The 22,278-nt window shown below is 49.9% G+C and carries 28 protein-coding genes; 25 read left to right on the forward strand and 3 right to left on the reverse strand.

From position 1 onward, the window contains the following. Nucleotides 1-51: 51 nt before the first annotated feature. From VIS48_08970 to VIS48_09060, 19 genes are all read left to right on the forward strand, one after another. Nucleotides 52-222, forward strand: a complete 171-nt coding sequence (locus tag VIS48_08970) for a hypothetical protein (protein HEY9166277.1) — start codon at nt 52-54, stop codon at nt 220-222. Between the two features lie 2 nt (nt 223-224). Further along, nucleotides 225-611 carry a (2Fe-2S) ferredoxin domain-containing protein gene (locus tag VIS48_08975; GenBank protein ID HEY9166278.1) on the forward strand — a complete coding sequence of 129 codons (387 nt, stop codon included), beginning with the start codon at nt 225-227 and terminating at the stop codon, nt 609-611. A gap of 186 nt (nt 612-797) precedes the next feature. Continuing rightward, nucleotides 798-1,601, forward strand: a complete 804-nt coding sequence (locus VIS48_08980; protein ID HEY9166279.1) for a hypothetical protein — start codon at nt 798-800, stop codon at nt 1,599-1,601. 84 nt (nt 1,602-1,685) lie between these two features. Further along, nucleotides 1,686-2,414 carry an endonuclease III gene (gene nth / locus VIS48_08985; GenBank protein ID HEY9166280.1) on the forward strand — a complete coding sequence of 243 codons (729 nt, stop codon included), beginning with the start codon at nt 1,686-1,688 and terminating at the stop codon, nt 2,412-2,414. 1 nt (nt 2,415) lies between these two features. Beyond that, complete coding sequence (locus VIS48_08990; protein HEY9166281.1) at nt 2,416-3,258, forward strand: MqnA/MqnD/SBP family protein; 843 nt, start codon at nt 2,416-2,418, stop codon at nt 3,256-3,258. Between the two features lie 27 nt (nt 3,259-3,285). After that, entirely contained in the window at nt 3,286-3,903 is a 618-nt protein-coding gene (locus VIS48_08995; protein HEY9166282.1) for a hypothetical protein, read from the forward strand. Beyond that, nucleotides 3,890-4,192: a hypothetical protein gene (locus VIS48_09000; protein ID HEY9166283.1), complete on the forward strand. Its 303-nt coding sequence runs from the start codon at nt 3,890-3,892 to the stop codon at nt 4,190-4,192. The genes VIS48_08995 and VIS48_09000 overlap by 14 nt, the downstream gene beginning before the upstream one ends. After that, a complete protein-coding gene (gene aroQ, locus VIS48_09005) occupies nt 4,173-4,604 on the forward strand; it encodes a type II 3-dehydroquinate dehydratase (protein HEY9166284.1) in 432 nt (143 codons plus the stop codon). Before VIS48_09000 ends, aroQ begins: the two co-directional genes overlap by 20 nt. After that, nucleotides 4,601-5,287: a TIGR02253 family HAD-type hydrolase gene (locus VIS48_09010; GenBank protein HEY9166285.1), complete on the forward strand. Its 687-nt coding sequence runs from the start codon at nt 4,601-4,603 to the stop codon at nt 5,285-5,287. Before aroQ ends, VIS48_09010 begins: the two co-directional genes overlap by 4 nt. After that, the gene (gene acpS, locus VIS48_09015; protein HEY9166286.1) at nt 5,280-5,648 is read left to right on the forward strand and encodes a holo-ACP synthase; all 369 of its coding nucleotides are present in this window, start codon (nt 5,280-5,282) and stop codon (nt 5,646-5,648) included. The genes VIS48_09010 and acpS overlap by 8 nt, the downstream gene beginning before the upstream one ends. Nucleotides 5,649-5,735: 87 nt before the next feature. Then, nucleotides 5,736-6,287 (forward strand): sigma-70 family RNA polymerase sigma factor, encoded by a 552-nt coding sequence (locus VIS48_09020; GenBank protein ID HEY9166287.1) that lies wholly within the window; start codon nt 5,736-5,738, stop codon nt 6,285-6,287. Continuing rightward, a complete protein-coding gene (locus tag VIS48_09025; GenBank protein HEY9166288.1) occupies nt 6,274-6,846 on the forward strand; it encodes a zf-HC2 domain-containing protein in 573 nt (190 codons plus the stop codon). Before VIS48_09020 ends, VIS48_09025 begins: the two co-directional genes overlap by 14 nt. Before the next feature lie 10 nt (nt 6,847-6,856). After that, nucleotides 6,857-7,336 carry a hypothetical protein gene (locus VIS48_09030; protein ID HEY9166289.1) on the forward strand — a complete coding sequence of 160 codons (480 nt, stop codon included), beginning with the start codon at nt 6,857-6,859 and terminating at the stop codon, nt 7,334-7,336. Between the two features lie 87 nt (nt 7,337-7,423). Beyond that, nucleotides 7,424-8,353 (forward strand): YdcF family protein, encoded by a 930-nt coding sequence (locus tag VIS48_09035; protein HEY9166290.1) that lies wholly within the window; start codon nt 7,424-7,426, stop codon nt 8,351-8,353. Nucleotides 8,354-8,397: 44 nt separating this feature from the next. Beyond that, on the forward strand, nt 8,398-8,865 hold the full coding sequence (gene nusB, locus VIS48_09040; protein HEY9166291.1) for a transcription antitermination factor NusB: 468 nt from the start codon (nt 8,398-8,400) through the stop codon (nt 8,863-8,865). Further along, nucleotides 8,862-10,124, forward strand: a complete 1,263-nt coding sequence (locus tag VIS48_09045; protein ID HEY9166292.1) for an MFS transporter — start codon at nt 8,862-8,864, stop codon at nt 10,122-10,124. The genes nusB and VIS48_09045 overlap by 4 nt, the downstream gene beginning before the upstream one ends. Before the next feature lie 4 nt (nt 10,125-10,128). Next, nucleotides 10,129-10,539: a hypothetical protein gene (locus VIS48_09050; protein ID HEY9166293.1), complete on the forward strand. Its 411-nt coding sequence runs from the start codon at nt 10,129-10,131 to the stop codon at nt 10,537-10,539. Further along, nucleotides 10,540-11,277 (forward strand): UDP-2,3-diacylglucosamine diphosphatase, encoded by a 738-nt coding sequence (locus VIS48_09055; protein HEY9166294.1) that lies wholly within the window; start codon nt 10,540-10,542, stop codon nt 11,275-11,277. After that, complete coding sequence (locus VIS48_09060; protein HEY9166295.1) at nt 11,274-13,547, forward strand: PBP1A family penicillin-binding protein; 2,274 nt, start codon at nt 11,274-11,276, stop codon at nt 13,545-13,547. Before VIS48_09055 ends, VIS48_09060 begins: the two co-directional genes overlap by 4 nt. A 34-nt stretch (nt 13,548-13,581) precedes the next feature. Here VIS48_09060 and VIS48_09065 read toward each other — a convergent pair whose 3' ends face one another. From VIS48_09065 to VIS48_09075, 3 genes are all read right to left on the reverse strand, one after another. Beyond that, nucleotides 13,582-14,373, reverse strand: a complete 792-nt coding sequence (locus VIS48_09065) for an SDR family oxidoreductase (protein HEY9166296.1) — start codon at nt 14,371-14,373, stop codon at nt 13,582-13,584. Nucleotides 14,374-14,616: 243 nt separating this feature from the next. Continuing rightward, complete coding sequence (locus tag VIS48_09070; protein HEY9166297.1) at nt 14,617-15,453, reverse strand: class I SAM-dependent methyltransferase; 837 nt, start codon at nt 15,451-15,453, stop codon at nt 14,617-14,619. A gap of 9 nt (nt 15,454-15,462) precedes the next feature. Then, entirely contained in the window at nt 15,463-16,002 is a 540-nt protein-coding gene (locus tag VIS48_09075) for a DUF1579 family protein (protein ID HEY9166298.1), read from the reverse strand. 252 nt (nt 16,003-16,254) lie between these two features. Here VIS48_09075 and VIS48_09080 point away from each other — a divergent pair, with 252 nt between their 5' ends. From VIS48_09080 to VIS48_09105, 6 genes are all read left to right on the forward strand, one after another. Next, a complete protein-coding gene (locus tag VIS48_09080; GenBank protein ID HEY9166299.1) occupies nt 16,255-16,863 on the forward strand; it encodes a YdeI/OmpD-associated family protein in 609 nt (202 codons plus the stop codon). 173 nt (nt 16,864-17,036) lie between these two features. Next, nucleotides 17,037-17,543: an NADH-quinone oxidoreductase subunit J gene (locus VIS48_09085; protein ID HEY9166300.1), complete on the forward strand. Its 507-nt coding sequence runs from the start codon at nt 17,037-17,039 to the stop codon at nt 17,541-17,543. Next, a complete protein-coding gene (gene nuoK / locus VIS48_09090) occupies nt 17,544-17,846 on the forward strand; it encodes an NADH-quinone oxidoreductase subunit NuoK (GenBank protein ID HEY9166301.1) in 303 nt (100 codons plus the stop codon). Nucleotides 17,847-17,911: 65 nt separating this feature from the next. Then, nucleotides 17,912-19,861: an NADH-quinone oxidoreductase subunit L gene (gene nuoL, locus VIS48_09095; GenBank protein ID HEY9166302.1), complete on the forward strand. Its 1,950-nt coding sequence runs from the start codon at nt 17,912-17,914 to the stop codon at nt 19,859-19,861. A 15-nt stretch (nt 19,862-19,876) separates the two neighbouring features. Continuing rightward, nucleotides 19,877-21,406: an NADH-quinone oxidoreductase subunit M gene (locus VIS48_09100; GenBank protein ID HEY9166303.1), complete on the forward strand. Its 1,530-nt coding sequence runs from the start codon at nt 19,877-19,879 to the stop codon at nt 21,404-21,406. A 184-nt stretch (nt 21,407-21,590) separates the two neighbouring features. Then, nucleotides 21,591-22,265, forward strand: a complete 675-nt coding sequence (locus VIS48_09105; GenBank protein HEY9166304.1) for an alpha/beta fold hydrolase — start codon at nt 21,591-21,593, stop codon at nt 22,263-22,265. Nucleotides 22,266-22,278 lie beyond the last annotated feature (13 nt).

Consider the following 22,278-nt stretch of genomic DNA (forward strand, 5'->3'; position numbering starts at 1 on the left):
GGAGAGATCACGCGCGTGGAGATTGACCCGGCATGCACTCCGGAAACTCGAATGCCTGAATTGGTAGGCAAGATTTTCGGTCCGGACTTCGATTCCGATGAGTTCGTGCTCTTCAATGTCACGCAGGAGTTCGAATATTCCGAGGGCGAATCGTTTGCAGCCAACACACACGATAATGACCTTCTCCTGCTGATGAATTCCAAGTCATTGCCTCATACCTGACCTTGAGATATTCCAGACACATCTTCATCTGCACAAACCTCAGGCCGGCCGACGATCCGAAGGGTTCATGCGCGCAAAAGGAAAGCGAGGAAATTCGATCTCTCTTCAAGAAGGAACTTCACCAGAGAGGACTGAAAGCGATAGTGAGAGCAAACAAGTCCGGATGCCTCGATGTTTGCGAGCATGGACCGAATGTCGTGATCTATCCCGAAGGCGTGTGGTATTCACACGTTACGACCGCTGATGTCGTTGAGATTATCGAGAAGCATATAATGAAGGGCGAAGTGGTGGAGCGTCTTCTCCTCAAGGATCCAAGGTACGCACCTGAGAAACTAAGTTTTGGCATCCTGAATTCTGATTCCGCTGGATCGGCAAAAAATAAAGCATAAGTAGGAAACAGGAATCTCGTCTGATCATTCTTGAAAGCGAATGTCACCGACTGCGATTGGCATAGATGTCTCCTAAGATAAACGCAAATGAGGCTTGGCCATTTGACCGTCGCGTGGCTACCGGCTGATTGAGCATTACCATCGTAGATTAGAGTCTAAAGATTGTTCTTCGTGGAGTGATGTCAAATGAAGAGAAATATTCTCTATTGGATCATCGCGTTCGTGGTCACGATTGCTTCCGCGATATTTCAGAGAATTACTGGACCGACCTATCCGACTAAAGGGACAGTGGTTCTTGGAGGAAAGGAGTACCGGTATAGTTTCCCCACCTCACATGAGAGCTCGTCCGATTGCGAATTAGAAGTCAAGACGCATGGCAACAACTTATCAGGAATGATTGCGTGGAGGCGATTTGGCACAAACGATTTTTGGACAGTGCAGCCGATGCAATTCGACGAAGGAAGTCTTCATGCCAGTCTACCGCACCAGCCTCCAGCGGGAAAGCTTGAGTACTTCGCGATCATCAGGCAGGATTCTTTGAACACTATGATGCCGTCAAGGATTCCGGCGGTAATCAGGTTCAAAGGTTCTGTACCACCCGGAATCCTGCTAGTTCATATAATCGCGATGTTCGCCGGCATGTTATTCTCAACACGAGCGGGAATCTCGGCGGCGGTTAACGAGTCGAGCATGAACGGGCTCACTTATTGGGCTACCGGATGCCTCGTGATGGGCGGGCTCATGCTCGGTCCACTGGTACAAAAATATGCATTCGGAGGGTTTTGGACAGGCTGGCCGTTCGGCAACGACCTGACTGATAACAAAACCGTTGTCGCGGTTGCAATGTGGATCGTCTCGACTTTTCTAATCAGATTAAAAAAGGGCCCGCGCAAATTAATCATATGGTCCGCGGTGATCACTCTCGCGGTATATATGATTCCTCATAGCCTGTTCGGATCGGATCTGAACTATTCAGGAACAGCGCACTGATTTCAACTTGACCCTCGGGGCTTGTGATGGATGAAGACTGCAGTCGGTTGCCTAAGCGGGGTTTGAATGATAAATTGAAACACAATGAAGAAATCGAGAAGCGTCCCGAAAAAGGGAATACGCGCCAAGGCGAAGCAGAAGTCTAACGCGCGCGAAAACATGACGGCGAAGAAAAGACGGGCGGAGAAAGTATTCTCACGTCTACGGGAGGACTATCCCGATGTGAAAACCGCACTCGACTTCAACACGCCATTCGAGCTACTTATTGCTACAATACTGTCAGCTCAGTGCACGGATGCAAGAGTCAACATGGTTACTCCAGCTCTCTTCAAGAAATATAAATCGCCAGCCGACTTTGCCGCGGCGGATTTAGCCGATCTTGAAAATGAGGTCAGGTCGACAGGTTTCTATCACAACAAGGCGAAATCGATCATGAGATGTAGCCGCGCGCTTGTTGATAGGTTCGGAGGCAATGTCCCACGGACGATGGACGAGCTCTTGTCTCTCGAGGGCGTCGGTAGAAAGACCGCGAATGTGCTCCTTGGCAATGCGTTCGGAATCCCGGGAATTGCCGTCGACACGCATGTAGGGCGACTTGCACAACGACTCGGTTTCACGCAAGAGGAAGACCCCACGAAAATAGAATTCGATTTGATGGAGATATTCCCACCGGAAAATTGGACTTTGCTTTGTCACCTTCTAATGGCACACGGGAGAAAGGTGTGCAACGCACGCCAACCGAATTGCGAAGCCTGCAGCGTCCAGAAGTATTGCCCCTCCGCCTTCCGGTTTCCCGCAAAGAAAGGAAAGTGATTTGAGGGTAAGAGTAGCGCACAGTCCTGATTCAGACGACGCGTTCATGTTTTATGCACTCGCGAACAGGAAATTCGATACGGACGGAATTGAATTCGAAAATATCCTGAGCGACATCGAAACCCTTAACCAGAAAGCCGTGAAGGGCGAATACGAAGTCAGCGCGGTTTCAATTCACGCGTATCCTTACATCTCGGACAAATACCAGATGCTATCGAGCGGCGCGAGTATGGGGGACGGTTACGGACCTATGCTGGTAAGCAGGAACCCGCACAAGATCGAAGAGATTAATGAACTCAGGATCGCCATACCCGGGAAAAGGACTTCCGCTTTTCTTGCCCTGAGCATTTTCGCCGGCACGTTCGAATACGAGGTAGTTCCATTCGACAAGATTATCGATAAGGTTTTGTCGGGTGAATTCGAGGCGGGCCTGATAATCCATGAGGGACAGCTGACGTACAGCGATAGCGGTCTCCATAATATCGTCGATCTCGGTGCATGGTTTAAAGAGAAATTTAAACTGCCGCTCCCTCTCGGAGGAAACGTCATCAGGCGGGATCTCTCCACGGAGGTAAAAAAGAAGGTGGCTTTCTATCTGAAGAAATCTATCGCTTATTCTCTTGAAAACCGTAAAGAAGGATTGAATTACGCGCTCGAGTTCGCCCGCGGGATGAATACGAAACTAGCCGACAAGTTCGTGGGGATGTATGTGAACGATTGGACTCTCGACTATGGCAGGAAAGGGAAAGAGGCAATTCAACTTTTTCTCGATCTCGCTTATGAGAGGGCGCTCCTGCCGGCGAGATGCGTCGCTGAATTCATCGAGACACCGGAGCAGATTTAGTTCGGCAATGCGGACTGGTATTGACCGATGACCGACCTGGAAGTTAAGCCGGAATTCAGAGCCGGAGACTGGGACTCCACTTCGAAGGGCGCGAGGGTAGCTCTCTTTATAATGATTACGGGAGGGATTTTTTATCTCGGCGGTTCGACGGCCCGCGCAATAATCGGAAACGACTTAGTCGAACTCGGGACTCTAAAATTCCGCCAGGATCTTCCGTTTGACGCCGAGAAAGAAATTTATAATCTTCTTGCCAGGACGTCGCTCCTTGTCGTCCTTGGATATGTGCTTGCTCTGATCGGTTTTATCGTCTTCATGTTCAAGAGTAAAATGAACATGAAGGAGAATCCGAACGTCCTGATGGCTGCCATCCTTTTTGCCATTTTCATACCGATCGAGATTTACACTTCTCTTCTCGATTTGAAGTTCTTCGCGTACTATGTAGATTTTCAATTGCAGCTCTTCCTGGGCGCCGACCCTGGTCCTCTTCGGGACGATATGCGAAAGTTGTTCGTCGAAAGAGTCGGCGGTGTAGGTGGGCTGTCCGTAATTGCGGTGCTCTCGTATTTTAGCGCGATAGGAGCAATCGTTTTTAATCCAATAAAGAAGAGAAATAAAGGGAAGATTAGCGGGAATGCCGAGACTTAAGACAGAAGCGCTGATAGCGGAGCTTGAAGAAGCAGCCGAGCAACTCGGCTTGAAGGTGATTTACGAGAAGGGCGACTTTAGCGGAGGATACTGCATCCTCAAAGAGGAAAAGTTGATCGTGATCAACAAACGGTTCGACCAGAAACATCGCGCGTCCACGCTCGCGAGAAGCCTTTTAGAAGTCGGAATAGAAAATCTATTCCTGAAGCCCGCGGTAAGAGAATTCATCGAGGAACAGACTGAAGGAACATACGGAACGGAGGCGCAAGATGAAACTGCTGGTAGCTAACGGCCCGAACCTGAACCTGACCGGCTTGCGGGAGCCGCATATCTACGGTAGCGATACCCTGGCGGTCATCAACTCGGAGCTCAAGGGAAAGTTCCAGGAGATTGAGTTTGAGTTCTTCCAGACAAACAGCGAAGGCGAGCTCATCGACAAGATCCAATCGGTCGAGAAGGAAAGTTATGACGGCGTAATACTCAACCCGGGCGCGCTGTCGCATTACAGTTACGCACTACGAGACGCGGTGGCGGCCATCAGGAAACCGGTCGTCGAAGTTCATCTTTCACAGATATTCGCGAGAGAGGAATTTAGAAGGAAGAGCGTCGTGTCGGCAGTGTGCAAAGGAACAGTCACAGGCTTCGGCAAGTTCTCATATTTCGCCGCCGTGTTCGCGCTGTCCGGGATGTTGAAGAAATGATCAAGGCTGTCATTTTCGATCTCGACAACACGCTTGTGGACTTCATGAAGATGAAAGGCGAGGCAATAGATGCCGCGATCAGGGCAATGATCGACGCGGGGCTCGATTTGACTTATGACGAAACGAAGAAAAGGATCGACGCGATTTACAAGGAGAAGGGAATCGAGTTCCAATACGTTTTCGATTCCCTGCTGTCCGACATATTTGACAAAGTGGATTACAAGATTCTCTCGGCCGGTGTGGTCGCTTACAGACGCGCCCGAGAGGCCGCACTTGTTCCTTATCCGCATGTGCAAATTACATTATATGAGCTTCTTAAAATGGGAATGAAGCTTGCCGTCATTTCGGACGCGCCCGCAAGGGAAGCGTGGCTGCGACTGACCTATCTTAACATGCACCATATTTTTGACGTTGTGGTGACATTCGAAGACACGAACGAGAGGAAGCCGCATCCCGCACCATTCACTCTTGCGTTGACCAAGCTGGGCATCAAGCCGAAAGAAGCGCTGATGGTGGGTGACTGGGCAGAGCGCGACATTATCGGTGCTAAGAAAGTCGGTATGAAGACCGTCTTCGCACGCTACGGTGACACTTTCAACACAGTTGTATCGGGCGGCGATTATGATGCCAACGACATTCAGGAACTCATAGGGATAATCAGGAAAGAGAACAAGAATGGTTGAAGGACTGGGCGTTGACATCGTCGAAGTGAGCCGGATAAGAAAGAGTATCAAAGAATACGGAGAGTCGTTTACGGGTAAAGTTTATACGCCTGCCGAAGTGAAATACTGTTCTGAGAAGCCAAATCCGTTCCAGCATTATGCCGCTCGCTTCGCCGCGAAGGAAGCATTCAGCAAGGCCACCGGAAACGGGTGGAACAATGAGTTCGCCTGGCATGAAGTTGAGGTTATCAACGAAAAGAGCGGCAAGCCCACTCTGTGCCTCAGCGGGAATTCGCTCAAGAATCTTGGAAAGAGGCGGGTTTTTCTCTCGTTGTCTCACTCAGGCGATTATGTCGTTGCGGTGGTTCTCATTGAAAGCTGACTTAAACCGCGCGACGGCCTTTGGCGTCATAATTTTGACTATTATGTGAAAAAGTGGCGGACCGACCATAAACAAACAGCTCTTTGAATGCAAAGTCCGAGCGATCTAGAGCTAGTCGAGCAGGTAAGAAGCGGAAACGACAGGGCGTTCGGCGAGCTCGTGAATCGCTATGAGAGAAAAGTTTTCTTTGTCGTCAAGAGAATGTTGAACGACGACGATGAAGCCTCGGATGCGACACAGGAGGTCTTCATAAAACTTCATGACTCTCTGAAGAAGTTTCGCGGTGAAGCAAACCTTTACACTTATGTTTACAGGATTGCCACTAACGTGGCGATCAGCTATTTGAGAAAGAGGAAAGTACGGGCGGTCGTGAGGCTCGACGAAGTGATCTCGAATATGTTGGCGGGCGGGAAAGAGCCGGAACGGGATGCGGACCGCGAGGAATTGAAGAAACTCGTTGCCGATGCGGTTGCTTCACTCCCGGTTCAACAGAAACAAGTTTTCATTCTAAGATTCTATGAAGAACTTTCGTATGAAGAAATCGCAAGGGTGATGCATAGGTCGATGGGTGCGATGAAGGCGAATTATTTTCATGCGATGAAGAAAATAGGAGAATACTTGAAAAATGCAATGCGATGATGTCCTGGTGAATTTGCCCGATTTTCTGCTCGGGAAAATCGAACCGAACCTGAAGAGGTACATCGAAGACCATCTTGAATCTTGCGCGGACTGCCGGGAGGAGCTCGAGGAGCTTCGCAGACCCGCTGCCGTCCTCGGTGGACTATCCGACGAAGTATATCCCGAGTCATTCTGGCAGGAAATGCGAGCCTCGATCATGGAAAGTGTTTCGGCTCCGAGGAGAAGCGCCTGGCGGATTCCGGTTTTTGCCGGAAGCCTCGCTGCGTTCGTTCTCCTGATCGGCTTCGGAATATACAGGGTCGTCTTTCCGCCTGTCTCAACTACCCGGAGTGTCACTGCGTTGGCGTCTACGCTCCCGACCGATGAGATTGTCTCTCTTCCAAGCTTGAATACCAACTACACGGAAGCTGCATCGACTCAGACCGACGGGCTTGAAGAAATGGACGCTGTGGACGACTCCGTCCAGCAAGCGGTGCTGAGATCGATGTGGACGTCGGTTGCCGATTCCACCGGCTCGTTGGACAACGTCGATCTTTCCTCGAACCCCATCTTCAACTAATAGGAGTACTATGAAGAGAATTGTTATAGCTTTCGCAGTTGTGGCACTCCAGGTGTCCCTTGTGACGGGGCAGGAAATGAGGAACAATGCGCCCGAGGTTCGAAGACAGCTCGAGCAGATCAAGATCTGGCAGATGACTAAAGAAATGGATCTCCCCACAGGCAAAGCGGAGAAGTTCTTTCCTCTGTATAATGACTACACGACCAAATTGAAGGGAGTAACGGCCGACAGGCGCGATGCCATTCGGAATCTTGATACGGCGGTGGACAACCAGCTCAGCGACGCTCAGATCCAAAAAGGAATTCAGAAAATAATGGACCTTGACTATCAGCTCGCCGACATCCACGCGAAGTTCCTGCAGTCGCTCGGTGGAATACTGTCCCCCGTCGAGATTGCGAGATACCTGGTGTTCGAACAGAAATTCGACAGGGAGATCAGGGACCGGATAAGGGTTATGCTCAGGCAAAGGATGAGAGGTCCGGAGCGCTGATCCAGCTGCGATTCTTTTTTTAATTCCCGCCGCTTTATCTTAAATTTCTTCTCATCTAGCGAATGAAAATAATACGTGTGGTTGATATTGAGATCTAGAGTTCTTTTACGCCTTGCCATGCTTTTGGACGTCATAGCAACTGTCAGGATATTCCTGAACCGCGCAGCGAATGAAGGGGATCAGATGGTATTCCCCTTTGCGCATGATTTGATTTTGGGGTGTGTAGTTCTGTTTGCTGTAGCAACCGCCGAGTTTTCCACAAGGCGGAATAATTTTCAAGTGACGGCGGCGTTTGGTCTCAGCGCTGTTGTCTTCTTTGCCTCTACGTTTCCGATGCTCTCCGAATCGCCTCTCAAAGACCCCGCATCTGTCGCTGCGTATGTTTCAATCGTGGTACAGCTTGCGGGCGTGATCTGTGCAACTTTGGCAGTGCGGTCGGGGCTGAATCGCATCGCCATCATTGCCGTTTTCCTTTTCGCCGGCTTGACAGCTGCGGGGTTCATGTATACTTTCAGCAGCGACGGGACGAACAATGACAACCGGGATGCGGATGCCGCAGTCGTACTGGGCGCTTCGGTCTGGGGTAAGCAAACACCGAGCCCACTCCTCAAAGGAAGATTGGACGCCGCATTGAAATTATATAATTTGGGACGCGTCTCGAAAATTGTCGTGACAGGAGGAACTAAGAGATTCGGTACCGTTGAATCGGCAGTGGAGCAAAGATATCTCATCGAAAATGGAATTCCTCCTTCGTCAGTTATTGCGGAACAATCCACACTTAGTACTTCGGATCAGGCGAAGTTCATAAAGGATCGCGTAATGGGATCCCTTAAAATGAAGAATGTTGAAGTTGTCACCGACAGCTGGCACCTTCCAAGGATCCTGTTGATGTGCGGATGGGAAAACATTTCTGTCACAGGAATCGCGAGCAACTACAGGATGCAGTGGCCAAGCGAGTTGTACTACCGGGTAAGGGAATCCGCTGCTCTTCAGGTATATTTGCTTTTCGGAGTTTGACTCATGGATCGCGTTCGAGGAAATGAGACGGTTTTGAATAGAATATGACTTCACAGAGAAGACTTGCGCGAGAACGTGTCTTGCAGGCGCTTTACGCCTACGATCTTTCCCGATCCGCACCCGATTTCCTGAGCGAGGATATTTTCAAAGACATCGAGAACAGTACCGCGCTGGAATTTGCCAAGAAACTCTTCCGCGATACGCTTGAGAACATGCCTGCGATAGATCCAGTCCTTCAGGCACATCTTGATCATTGGGATATCTCAAGGGTCAATCCAATCGATCGAGGCCTGCTGAGAATGGGTGTCGCAGAAATTCTTTATTCTCCAGAGATTCCCACTAAGGTGACAATGAACGAGATTATAGAGCTCGCGAAGCGATACAGTACCGAAGAAAGTCCGAAGTTTGTAAATGGTATCCTCGACGCGGCTTTGCGACAGCTCGACAGTGAAGGGAAGGTGGTGAAAGAGGGAAGGGGTCTAATCAATACTTCTACAAAAAAGAAATCATGACGGGACAGTCATATTCCCGGCTCACGATCTTTTCCTGGGCGCTCTTCGATTACGCGCGTACTTCTTTTTCCGTAATGGTGAAGACTGTCGGTTACGCCCTTTACTTCCGCGAGATAGTAGCGGCCGGAACTTCCCGGGGCGATTTTTATTGGGGACTGGCCGACAGCATCTCGATGGTAATCGCCGCTTGCCTGTCGCCTATCCTCGGAGCGGCAAGCGACTATTCCCACAGGAAGAAAAGGTTCCTCATCGTCTTCTCTTCTATCTGTGTTTTTGGTACCGCGCTTCTGTATCAAATACAGCGCGGCATGGTTCTGCCGGGAATGCTGGTCTTCATCGCTGCCAATGTGGGTTTTCAGGGGGGGTATACATTCTACGACGCGTTCCTCCCCGAGATTGCGCCGAAACATATTTACGGCCGCGTCTCCGGCTATGGATTCGCTATGGGTTACCTGGGCGCGCTTTCCATTCTTGCAGTAGCTTTCCCATTCATCAAGGGAGGTTTCGCGCCTTCGAATATCATGAATTTCAGATTCAGCTTTCTCATAGCCGCGGTCTTCTTCGCTGTCTTTGCCATACCTGCTTTTCTCAGATTGCGTGATCACACAGGCGTGTACCACCATAAACTTCCGTACTTCCGTCTCGGTTTTCGCCGCGCGGTCAGGACGTTCAAGAGACTTGGCAAACATAAAAACCTCGCCCGGTTCCTTCTTTCTTTCTTCCTTTACATCGATGGTGTGAACACTGTAATATTTTTCTCGGCACTATATGCGCGCGGCACACTCGGGTTCAGCCCTGTCGAAGTAATAGTCTTCTTTATCGTGGCACAGACAACCGCAGTCATCGGTTCCGTTGTATTCGGAATCCTTACTGACCATTGGGGACCGAAGAAGAGCATTACCATAACGCTTGTGATCTGGATCGGCGTCGTGCTCTCGGCGTTTTTCATCGAGACGAAGACACAGTTTTATATTATCGGTCTGTTTGCAGGATTGGCGATCGGCTCGTCGCAGTCGTCGAGCAGAAGCCTAATGGCGCTACTTACTCCGGGGGAACATGCGGCTGAGTTCTTCGGCTTCTACGACGGCATCGCTGGAAATGCTTCTGCGATCATGGGACCTCTCACATTTGGAGCAATTTCAAGCTTCACAGGAAGTCAGCGGATCGCGGTCCTGTCTGTACTGATATTTTTTGTCGGTGGTCTTATATTGCTTCGACAGGTCAAAGTAGAATGGCACAGCAGATCCGAACCGGAATGAGGAAATGATTTTAAATCTAATTTCGTTAATGATAATGTCTATGATTGCTCAATCTGGTAATTCCCAGAAGTACGTCGGAGTCGAAATAAGTCCTGCAACTTTAGAGGTTGCGAACGGCAAGGAGTTCTTTCTCTCGTTGTCATTGAAACCATCGGAAGGGATTCATTTAAATGCAGAACCTCCGGTGACGATCAAATCAGCCGACAGTGTGAAGTTCAGCATCGACAGCTTTTCAAAGACCGGAGAGTATCTGGACAGCTCGAAGCCGCTGAGAGTAAAATGCATTGCGTCTGGATTGAAATCCGGCACTCACACGGTAATCGTAGAGATAACCTATACCTATTGCTCTTCGAAAGAAGGTTGGTGCAGGATGGCGAAAGACAGGCGTTCAATTGACCTGAGAGTAAAATCGTAATTGAAGCCCGTCTATTTCATTTCTGACATTCATCTCGGAGCGCCTTCCATCGGGAAAGAATTCGATTTGAAACGAAAGAATGAATTGTTGAAGTTCCTGAGTATTGTAGGTGAAAAGGGAAGCCGCCTCATTATCGTCGGCGACTTGTTTGACTTTTGGTACGAGTACAGATATGTTATTCCGAAGGATTATTTTTGGCTTTACGCCAAGATCAGAGAACTTGCCGACCGGGGAGTGAAAATTGATTATGTCGCAGGGAATCACGATTTCGCACAAGGACAGTTTTTTTCCGAGTCATTGGGCATGAGAGTGTTTCAGGACGGCTTTACAGAGGAGATAAACGACAAGAAATTTCTTGTGATCCATGGCGACGGACTTGCATTGCGGGATAAAGGGTACAGGATGCTGAAGAAGGTTCTTCGAAACGGATTCGTTCGTCGAATGATAAAGTGGATTCATCCGGATGTGGGGTTCGCACTCGCGCGGACTTTCTCGAAAAAAAGTAGGGAGTACACGACGAACAAGGATTTCGGCGAGACCGATGGAATGATGCAATACGCGGAAAGGAAACTCCGGGAAGGCTATGACTACGTGATAATGGGTCACAATCATGTCCCGAAAGTCGAGAGATTCGGCAAAGGAATGTACATTAACCTTGGTGACTGGTTGAAGAATTTTACTTACGGTATTTTTGAAGACGGAACGATGCATTTGATGAAATGGGAATTTGAACGATGAAATGGCGCTACACCAAGGAAGAAATGGAAAGGTACTTCAACGACCCTGAATACCGGAAGTCGTCAAGAAGGAAGAAGAAGGAATTGACAAGAAACAATCGCGCGGTAAGACTCGGTGCGCTGATAGCGGTCGTAGTGCTATTTATCGGCTATGTAGTGTATGTGGTCAGCGGCCTTCCTTCGCTCGAGGAGCTCGAGAATCCAAAACCGGAGCTGGCAACAAGAGTGATTTCCGCCGACGGGCAAGTGATAGACCAGTTCTTCCTGACGAATCGCGCGGCCGTCGATGTCAACGAGGTCCCGCATTATGTTATCGACGCTCTGATTTCAACTGAGGACAAGAAATTCTACTCGCATTGGGGGATCGACCCGATTAGGATATTGAGCGCGATGGCGATCGACGTCGTCCATCTTAGAGCCAAAGAGGGCGCGAGCACGATTACTCAGCAGCTTGCCCGAAACCTTTACCTATCGCAGGAAGTCTCACTGACGAGAAAAATCAGAGAAGCCGTTACCGCAGTTCAGATCGAGCGCACTTACACGAAACAAGAAATTCTTGCAATGTATTTGAATGTCGCCTACTTCGGGAGGGGCGTCTATGGCCTTGAATCCGCGTCGCAACTTTATTTCGACAAATCATCTTCCGACCTTACGCTCCCGCAAGCGGCGCTATTGATTGGAATGCTCCGCTCACCGGGTAGATACGACCCGCTTGAGCATCCGAGCCGCGCGCTGACGGTGAGAGACGTCGTGTTGAAGAACTTATTTGAAGATGGAAAGATCTCCGATACGACTTACGAAGACGCGAAGAAGATGCCGCTTGATGTAAAATACCATGGCCCATCGACGGGTCTCGCTCCGCATTTTGTCGAGATGATAAGGCAGGACCTGGAAAAGAAAGCAGAGAAATACGGTTTCGACATCTACCGGGACGGTCTTACCGTCTACACCACTCTCGATTCGAGGATGCAGGCGTACGCTGATAGTGCAGTGGACCAGCATATCCGCGATTATCAGAAACTTTTCGATTCGAGGTGGGACTGGACCACAAACCAGGCGACTCTCCATACAGCCATCGACAAGGCGATAAAGGAACTTCCGCAGTACCGTGATGCCGTGAGTGAGGACGAGCGGAATATGATCTACAGCACTCTTGAAACGAGCCAATCGTTCATTGATTCCGTCAAGAAGGCTGAACAGACAATTCAAGTCGGTTTTGTCTGCATCGATCCGAAGACAGGCTACATAAAAGCTCTTGTAGGCGCCTCGAACTACCGGCAGTTCCGTTATGGGCTGAATCATGTCACACAGATAGAGCGTCAGCCGGGATCGGCGTTTAAGCCGTTCATTTACTCCGTGGCAATTGATAATGGATACGCGCCCTCTTATAAACTTCTCAATCAGCCTGTGACGATCGTAATGCCTGACGGCACGCGGTGGTCGCCGAGAAACGCGGACGGGTCGTTCGGCGGTGAGGTGACGATTCGGGAAGCGCTTGCGCGTTCGATTAATGTCGTTTCGGTGCGTGCCATCCAGGAAATCGCGCCGGTAAACCAGGTGATTGATTACGCGCACCGAATGGGAATCTCAACTTACATTCCGCCGTATGCTTCGATCGCGATGGGAACCAATATGGTCATACCGATTCAACTGGTCTCCGCATTTGGAGTTTTTTCCGACGAGGGCGTTCTCACAAAACCGATCGCAATTTTGAGAATCGAAGACAAGAATGGAAACGTGATCGAGCAGAACCAGACTCAATCCACGGAGGTCCTGAGCAAGCAGACCGCGTACCTGATGACAGACATGTTGAGAGGCGTGGTTAACGGTGGAACCGGTTCACGCGTGCGAAGCTCGTTCTTCCTTGACGCAGCCGGAAAGACAGGCACGACTCAGGATTTCGGCGACGCGTGGTTTGTAGGCTACACTCCACAACTTGTGGCGGGAGTATGGGTCGGGTTCGACGACGACAGAATTCATTTCACGGATTGGGATGGTCAAGGCGGACGCGCCGCGGCCCCAATCTGGGGAATGTTCATGAAGTATGCTTACGACGACCGTGACATCGGACTGCCTATCAGCTCTTTTGTGCAGCCAGACGGCGTGGTAAGCGCGACGATCTGTGTTCAAACCGGAAAGATCGCTACCGAGTTCTGCCCGCAGAAGGTCCAGGAGATCTTTAACGCGAAGTACCTTCCCCCTGTTTGCGATGTGCACACATCACCTAATCAGCAGGCAGTATCGCAGCCTGATGGAAGAATAGGTTACTGAGGCAGACTTAAGTTAACAAGGCCGCAGGGCGCGATTAGAAGAGGCCTCTATATGCGCCGCCATCGAATTGTATAGTTGCTCCGGTGATGTAACCGTTCTTCTCGGAACAAAGGAAAGCAACAACGCTCGCGAATTCTTCAGGCGTTCCAAGTCTTCCCATCGGAATCTCCTTGACGATGTTCTGTAAGGCCGCCTCTTTTGTAATGCCCCTCTTTGCAGCAGTTTCTTCCAGAAGGTAATCCACTCGCTTTGTAGATACGTAGTATGGTGCGATGTTGTTTATGAGGATGTTGTCTTTCGCGACTTGCTGCGAAACCGATTTTGCAAAACCGACAACCGCGGCGCGAACGGAATTGGACAGGAGAAGATTATCCGCCGGTTGTTTGACAGTCAGTGAAGTTATGTTGACTATTCGTCCCCACTTTTGCTTCTGCATAATTGGGAGAGACTTCCTGATGAGCCGAACAGTACTCATGAGGTTCAAGTCAATTGCGTTGAGCCACTGTTCGTCGTTGAAGTCCGCTAAGTTTCCCGCCGGCGGCCCTCCTGCGTTGGCGACAAGCACATGGACACTACCCAACTCTTTTTCGACTTGATCGAATAATTTCTCAATGTCTTCAGGTTTTGTAAGGTCGCACTGAAGAGCGACAGGCGTTCTCCCGGTGGCACTCTTTATCTCTTCCGTTGCATCGTGGAGATTTTGTTTATGACGGCCGTTAATGACCACATTGGCGCCTTCACTGGAAAGTGCTAGCGCCACCGCCTTTCCAAGACCCTTCGTGGACGCCGCCACTATTGCTGTCTTTCCTCTTAGTCCGAGATCCATTCTTAGGCTCCTTACGTCGTATCGAAGATTTTTTTTGCGATCAGTATTGCTTCCTTTGCCGCGTCAATAGTGAGGAAGGTGAAATCAGAACTATGAAGATAATTCCACGCCTAATTCACATGCGAAATTATTTCGGGAGATTCAAACTTTCAAGTATTGAATACCCGCGAAAAGCGTACTCGATATCAGAAAAGAACATTTCGTGGACAGCGCTAAGCAGCTCGAGTCAGGATGATTGGATCGCTACACGCGCTCGCAATCGACCGTAACGAAAGGGACTTGCATGGAAAAGGCGCCGGTTCTCATTGCAGAGTCGTTGATTTCGTTTTCCACCTTCCGAAAGACACTTTCCCGGATATCGCTCGGGACGAGCTTCTTCCAGCTTTCTCCGAACGCAAGCCTGATAAAAAAATGATTCAACATGGCGGATCCATCGCTGAATCTGTAACTGAAGCAATCTTCCCGGAGAGAGTTCACCTTGAAACCCGACCCATTAAGTCGCCGTTTGATTTCATCGATTGGGCGTCGTTTCAGGTAAATGTGGTCGGAAATAATTCTGTCGCCGTCTTTCAATTGGGCATCTCCCAGGGCGCTCCTTAGCACTTCGTAAAATTCGATGAACGTCTTTTCCGTATTCATGGTGAACACGAACTGTCCGCCCTTTTTCAATACACGTCCACATTCTTCGAGCGTCCTGCCGAGATCCTCGACATTGTTTATGCCGTTATTGGAGACGATCATATCGAAAAGGGAATCCGCGAATGGCATATCTTCCGCAGTTCCCTCCACGACGTGAATGTTCCTCACGCCGCATACATCACACTTCTGTCGTATTCTTTTGCAGCCCTCGTGCCATGGATCGATTCCGGTCAGCAGTGATGTCTCTCCGAGGCGCATCGCGAGCTCCACAATCGGGAAACCTAACCCGGACCCGATGTCCAGCACTCTCAAGTGCTTCCCGTAATGGACGGCGTCGAGCAGCGCAAGTCCGAACGGTGCCGACCACAAAGAAAGCTCATCGATCATTGAAACCAATTCCGGATCTTCGAGGCTGAGGGTGGGTTTGGGATCAGTCGTCATTCCGACATCCTATTTATCGGATAAAGGAGTCGCAATCTGGTCAATTGAAAGCATGCTCCCTTGACCCATGTCGTTGAACACCTGAAGCCTCACGTTGTTTCCCTCCTTGAACCACTTCAGGCTTTGAACGAACGGTCCCTCGGGCGTGCTGATGTTGGACGACATTGTGAGTGTATCGCCCGAAAAGGCCCCGGTGTATTCGGGCCTGTCTCCAAAATTGTTGTACATCGTCAATACGTATTTCCCGGATCTCGATTCATATCCGAGGATGCCGAATCCTTTGTATTGCCCGAGCCCCGGATTGTTTTCCGTTGCATCCAGGAACACAAACATCGAGTCGAGCCCCCAGCGGAGTGTGGAGGTGCCTGATCCCACGATAGGTTCACCCGAGTTCGGATCCATATAGACTTTGGTTTGGGTTGAAAAATGCCCTGTCAGGAAACTGAGTTTCGCGAGCTCGGGGCCGAAGACCGGTTTTGCCATCTGGCACTGAGACTGGACGGCCAGCAACGCTATAACCGTCACCGAAAGCGCAAAATATTTTGACATGAATCCTCCTAATTATTCGTGTCTACTGAATTGGGTTGGAGGCCCGACCTCTGCTCGTCAGTTGGGTTCGTTCGGGAAGTTCCCTTCGATCAAATGACGACTCCTGCCTCCTTGTGTTTTGATGAAAGTATCAAGAAGGTAGTCGAGAATCAAGTTTTTCAGCCGAAGGCCGGAGGAGTTGTCTCTGCGATGAATTTTTCGTAAAGTTTGAACAAATGTCCGTAAAGTAAATCATTCATTAAAGGAGAACGCATGGGCAAAAAGGACCCGAGAGTTGACGCTTACATTGCAAAGTCGGAAAAGTTCGCGCAACCTATCCTGATTCATTTGCGGAAGATCGTAGATCGCGCGTGTCCCGATGTTGTGGAAACCATCAAGTGGAACATGCCCATCTTCGAGTACAAGGGCATCCTTTGCAACATGGCCTCATTTAAGAATCACTGCGCCTTCGGGTTCTGGAAGGGCAAGTTGATTTTCGGCAACAAGCGTGCGAAAGAAGAAACCCAGGCAATGGGGAGCTTTGGAAAAATTGGATCGGTTCAAGATCTTCCTTCCGAAAAGATAATTGCATCGTACATCAAGAAAGCAATGGAGCTGAACGAAGTCGGAATCAAAACTCCAGCACGAAGAAAGGCGGGTCTCGAAGTCGAATCAATTCCTCCGGCCTATTTCATGGATGCACTGAAGAAGAATAAGATGGCGCTCGAGACCTACGAGAAATTCAGTCCCGGCAATAAGAGAGAGTATGTAATGTGGATTCTCGAAGCTAAGACGGATGAGACTAGAAACAAGCGATTGAAAACTGCGATCGAATGGATGGCAGAAGGGAAAATCAGAAACTGGAAGTACGTAAAGAAATGATACGCGCGCGGCGGCTCAGCTGACTGACAGCAAGAACGACCGGGATCGCCTATCTGCAATTCCAAATTGCAATGGAGTTCTCGGACGAATCAGGCCGTGGGCTTTTCTCGTTGATTGTTTTCGCCCCTTTTTTTATATTTTTCCGTCCAGAATACACATCTTGAGGCAAACTGTTGAATCTCGAGCTTATTGGGTTTTTAATTCTCGCTGCTGTTGCAATAATTTCTGCCGTCCTGATGATCACCCGCCGGAACCCCGTTGCGAGTGCGCTGTATCTGGTACTGAACTTCTTCGTGATTGCAGTGCTTTATCTCTTTCTGCGCGCTCAGTTCATTGCGATCATCCAGATCACAGTCTACGCCGGCGCCATCATGGTACTCTTTCTCTTTGTGATAATGCTGCTCAACCTGGGAGATGAAAGACTTTCTCGCTGGAAGCCGACTACCGCGAATACAGTCGCGACCCTTCTCTGTGTCGCCTTTCTCATAGAGATTTTATATTTCGTGAGAGCCTACACTTCCAAGGGACCAATATCGTCTCAAGCGGAGACTCTCGGTACGGTAGAAGCGATAGGCAAGGTCCTGTTCGGCAATTACCTATTCCCATTCGAAATTACTTCGTTCCTCCTACTGGCAGCAATAGTGGGAGCGGTTTTGCTTGCAAAGAAAAAATTCGATTAAATGATACCACTGTCATACTATATAGGTCTAAGTGCAGTTCTCTTCTCGATCGGAGTAGTCGGCGTTCTGACTTTGCGGAATGCTATCGTGATTTTCATGTCCATCGAGTTGATGCTGAATTCGGTCAATCTATCGTTGATCGCTTTTTCGGCATATTCCGGCGACCCCGCGGGACAAATTCTCGTTTTCTTCGTCATCGCGGTTGCGGCGGCCGAATCCGCCGTTGGACTCGCGATAATCATCGCGCTCTTCCGTAACAGACTCACGGTCAACATCGACGAAGTAAATATTCTGAAATGGTAAATCGTCGCGAGGGTTTGATCGGACCAGGCTCCATCGGACAATCGGCTCCTAATTAAGGATATGTCATGCAGAACCTCGTAATATATATTGTCGCGCTTCCGATCTTAGGCGTACTAATAAACGGTTTGTTCGGTGCGATCATCCAGAAGAAACTCGGGGAAAAAGTTGTTGGGCTCATTGGGAGTGCGACAATAGCTCTTTCTTTCGCCTGCGCAGTCGTGATCCTTATCGATTTGCTCGGCGAACCTGCCGGCCAACGAAACCATATCTTCAATTTGTACACTTGGATCGCGGCGGGCGGGATATCGGCCAGCGTTTCATATCTTATCGATCCCCTGTCAATAGTCATGCTCCTCGTCGTTACAGGAGTGAGTTTTCTGATTCACGTCTACTCAATCGGCTACATGCACGGCGACAGGGGCTGCTTTAGGTTTTTCACCTACCTGAATCTCTTCGTCTTCTCGATGCTGAATCTAATCCTTGCGGACAATTTTTTGCTGATGTTTCTCGGTTGGGAAGGCGTCGGACTTTGCTCCTATCTTCTGATCGGGTTCTGGTACGACAGAAAGTTCGAAGGAGTCGGCATAACGTGGACCGGAGACGCCGGGATGAAGGCGTTTATCGTAAACCGAATCGGGGATTTTGCTTTCCTGATCGGAATGTTCTTGATTTTAGTGAATTTCGGGACATTCAATTTCGACACGGTATTTGGAACCGCTGCGTCTCATTTCGCGACCGGTGACACGACCGTGACGTGGATAGCGATACTACTTTTCATCGGCGCGACAGGGAAGAGCGCGCAGATCCCGTTATACATCTGGCTGCCCGACGCCATGGCGGGTCCAACTCCAGTCTCCGCTCTGATCCACGCTGCTACGATGGTCACCGCCGGAGTATACATGATCGCCCGGAGTGCCGTCATATTCGCGCTCGCCCCTTCAGCTATGATGCTCGTGGCGATTGTCGGAGCAGTTACCGCGATCTACGCGGCTTCGATGGGTCTTGTGCAGAATGATATCAAGAAAGTACTCGCGTATTCGACCATCAGTCAGCTGGGTTATATGTTTCTTGCTGTCGGCGTAGGCGCGTTTAGCGCGGGCGTGTTCCATCTTATGACGCATGCGTTCTTTAAGGCGCTTCTCTTCCTTGGCGCCGGAGCTATCATTCATGCACTGCATGAAAACCAGGACCTTCGGAATATGGGAGGTCTCAAGTCTCTCATGCCGGGAACGCACAAGACATTCCTCCTTGCGTGTCTGGCGATCGCGGGCTTGCCGCCGCTCGCAGGTTTTTTCAGCAAGGACGAAATACTCGCCCATGCGTTCGCGACTTCTTTCTACCTGTGGTTGATTGGCGTGATCACTGCCTTCCTGACCGCGTTCTATATTTTCAGACTTTTCATTATGGCTTTCGAGGGGAATCCCCGATTCGACTCGCATCATATCAACGTGCACGACGCTCCTCCATCGATGCTGATACCACTTTGGGTCCTCGGTATCATGTCAGTTGTAGGAGGCTGGATAGGTATCCCATCCGTTCTTGGTGGCGGAGAGACCTTCGACAAATTCCTCGAGCCAGTATTTGATAACGCACAGGCAAAGATGCCCTCACTATTCTTTCTTGAGCATTCTACCGAATTTGTCTTGATGCTTATCTCGGTTCTGCTCGCGGTCGGTGGGGTGTATCTTGCCTACATTGCCTATTTGAAGAAGCCCGCCGTCTCAACCAGGCTAAAGAAGATGGCCGGTGATTTCTACGAGATTATTCTTAACAAATATTATATAGACGAAATCTATTCCGCCATCTTCGTGAAACCGCTTGTATATCTCAGCGAGAAATATCTGTGGCGGGGAGTTGACGAGATGGTCATTGACGGAAGCGTGAACGGTACCGGTAAGCTGGTACGCCTCGTCGGGAGACTTAGCCGCCGGATCCAGACGGGTTTAGTCCAGACCTACGCCACGATCTTCGTGGTCGGAATCATTTTGATAGTCGGCTTCCTCATTCTGAAGTAATAAGAGTACTGTGAAATGTTCGATTCCAATTTGCTGACATACTTGATTTTCACGCCGCTCCTTGGAGCGTTGATCCTTCCTATGATGCGGAGCGATCGCGTTGCCAAGATTGAAGCCATCTTTTTCGCCGGCTTGACGTTCGCCCTGTCGGTATTGTTGTACCTCCGTTTTGACGGTTCGGCGGCAGGATTCCAGTTCGTAGAATTTGTTCCATGGATCTACAGCCTCAATGTCTCGTATCATCTTGGCGTAGACGGAATTTCTCTACTCTTGATTGTCCTTACGACACTTCTCACTCTGCTGTCTCTGATCGCGTCATGGTCCTCAATTCAAAAGAGAGTCCGGAGCTTCAACTTCTTCGTTCTCCTCCTCGAAGTGGGAATGCTTGGAGTTTTTTCTTCGCTCGATCTCTTCCTGTTTTACATTTTCTGGGAAGCAATGCTGATCCCGATGTACTTCATCATCGGAATATGGGGGCATGAGCGGAGAGTATACGCCGCTGTAAAGTTTATCCTGTACACGATGTTTGGAAGCCTCCTGATGTTGGTCGCGATCATTTGGCTGGGGTATTACGCTGGAACTTTGCCCGGGGGAAGATTTACAACTGACCTCGTCCAACTCTACAGGATCGGTCCGACAATTCCTATGGCGATTCAGGTGTGGTTGTTCCTGGCGTTCACGCTAAGTTTTGCAATAAAGGTGCCCATATTTCCATTTCACACGTGGCTTCCAGATGCGCACACTGAGGCCCCGATGGCAGGGAGCGTGCTTCTCGCTGGTGTTCTCCTTAAAATGGGGACTTATGGCCTCCTCAGGTTCTCGCTTCCTCTCTTCCCGCAATCGACGTTCAAATTTCTTCCTCTCATGGCGGTCCTCGCGATCATCGGCATAGTCTATGGAGCCCTCGTCTCGATGGTCCAAAAGGATTTAAAAAAACTTGTCGCGTATTCGTCAGTGGCGCATCTGGGATTCGTGGTCCTTGGAATTTTCGCGATCACCGTGGAGTCAATCCAGGGTTCGGTAATTCAAATGGTCAACCACGGCCTGACGACAGGCGCCCTTTTCCTTCTGGTAGGTTTGATGTACGACAGGAGGCACACAAGAATGATAAGCGATTTCGGCGGCCTGGCGAAGGTCGTTCCGGTCCTTGCTACATTCTTCATGATTTCCATGCTCGGATCTGTCGGGCTTCCCGGTCTGAATGGATTCGTTGGTGAATTTCTTATCCTCGCAGGATCATTTAAGAGCGATTTCCTCGGAAGCCAGGCTTATGCAATCCTTGCCACGAGCGGCGTCATTCTTGCCGCGGTCTATTTGTTATGGATGTATCAGCGGGTCTTCTTCAAGAAGATTGACGTTCCGGAGAATGAACTTATGAAGGATCTGAACCTTCGTGAGGCCGCAGTGCTCGCGGTCCTGGTGCTGTTCATAGTATGGATTGGTGTGCACCCTATTACGTTCTTATCCAAGAGCGAACTGGCGGTCAGAGCGTTGGTTGATACCTTGACGAAGGTAAAAGTAGGAGCGCTCGCCGTTACGCAGTGATAGGCACCGGAATAATATTATGCATTGCACGGTGATGCTTTCTGCGGTCGCAGATAGTCACGCCACCTCCAAGGCTGATTCCTGCCACGAAGACAGTTCGGAATTCCGGAATGCCAATCCGCGGATTCCTACTCTTTCATTGTCGGTTTCTATCTTGCAACTCGGAGCAGCGCCTGGAGGTTCTATGGCGAGAATTGAGAAAGAACGTATATCTTTTGAAACTCCTGATCATTGCAGGATCGTCGGTGATTTCTATTTTGAAAACGGAAAGAAATCTGTTGCGCAGCCGTGTGTCGTACTCGTCCACGAATTCAAGAAGGGCAGGGAGCAATGGAACAGCTTCGCGGCTGCGCTCGTGAGCGCCGGCTACAAGGTCCTGGCGTACGACGTTCGAGGACATGGCGAATCAGCAAACCTGAAGGACGTTACTTCCGTACTAAGCGATCCGCAGCTCGCTCCGTTCGATTTCGACGGTGCGGTAACCTGGTTGACCCATAGAAAAGGCGTGGATGCGGGTAGACTCGCTTCAATCGGCGTTTCGTTCGGTGCCTACGTCGCATGCGGCGGTAATGCGGCTTACCGCGAACAGGTCAAGGCCACGGTTGCAATCTCATGTTCCTTGAAGGGAGCTCTGACATTTCTCAGCCACAAGCCTGGCGAAAGAGCCATGCACAAAGTTTTGTACATGGCGGGCAAGGGACAGCCCGCGAAGGACGCGGCAGAACTGTCCGACAAGTACACCAGCGGCGCCAGGACGGTCAAGATTTTCGATGAGACGGCAGCACAGGGGATCGATCTCTTAAACACGAAGCCTGAGGCGATGGAAATCATACTTGAGTGGCTGAATGAAAACTTATAGATATACTGTAATC

This window comes from Candidatus Kryptoniota bacterium, assembly GCA_036567965.1.
In the GTDB taxonomy this organism is placed as follows: Bacteria; Bacteroidota; Ignavibacteria; order Kryptoniales; family JAKASW01; genus JAKASW01.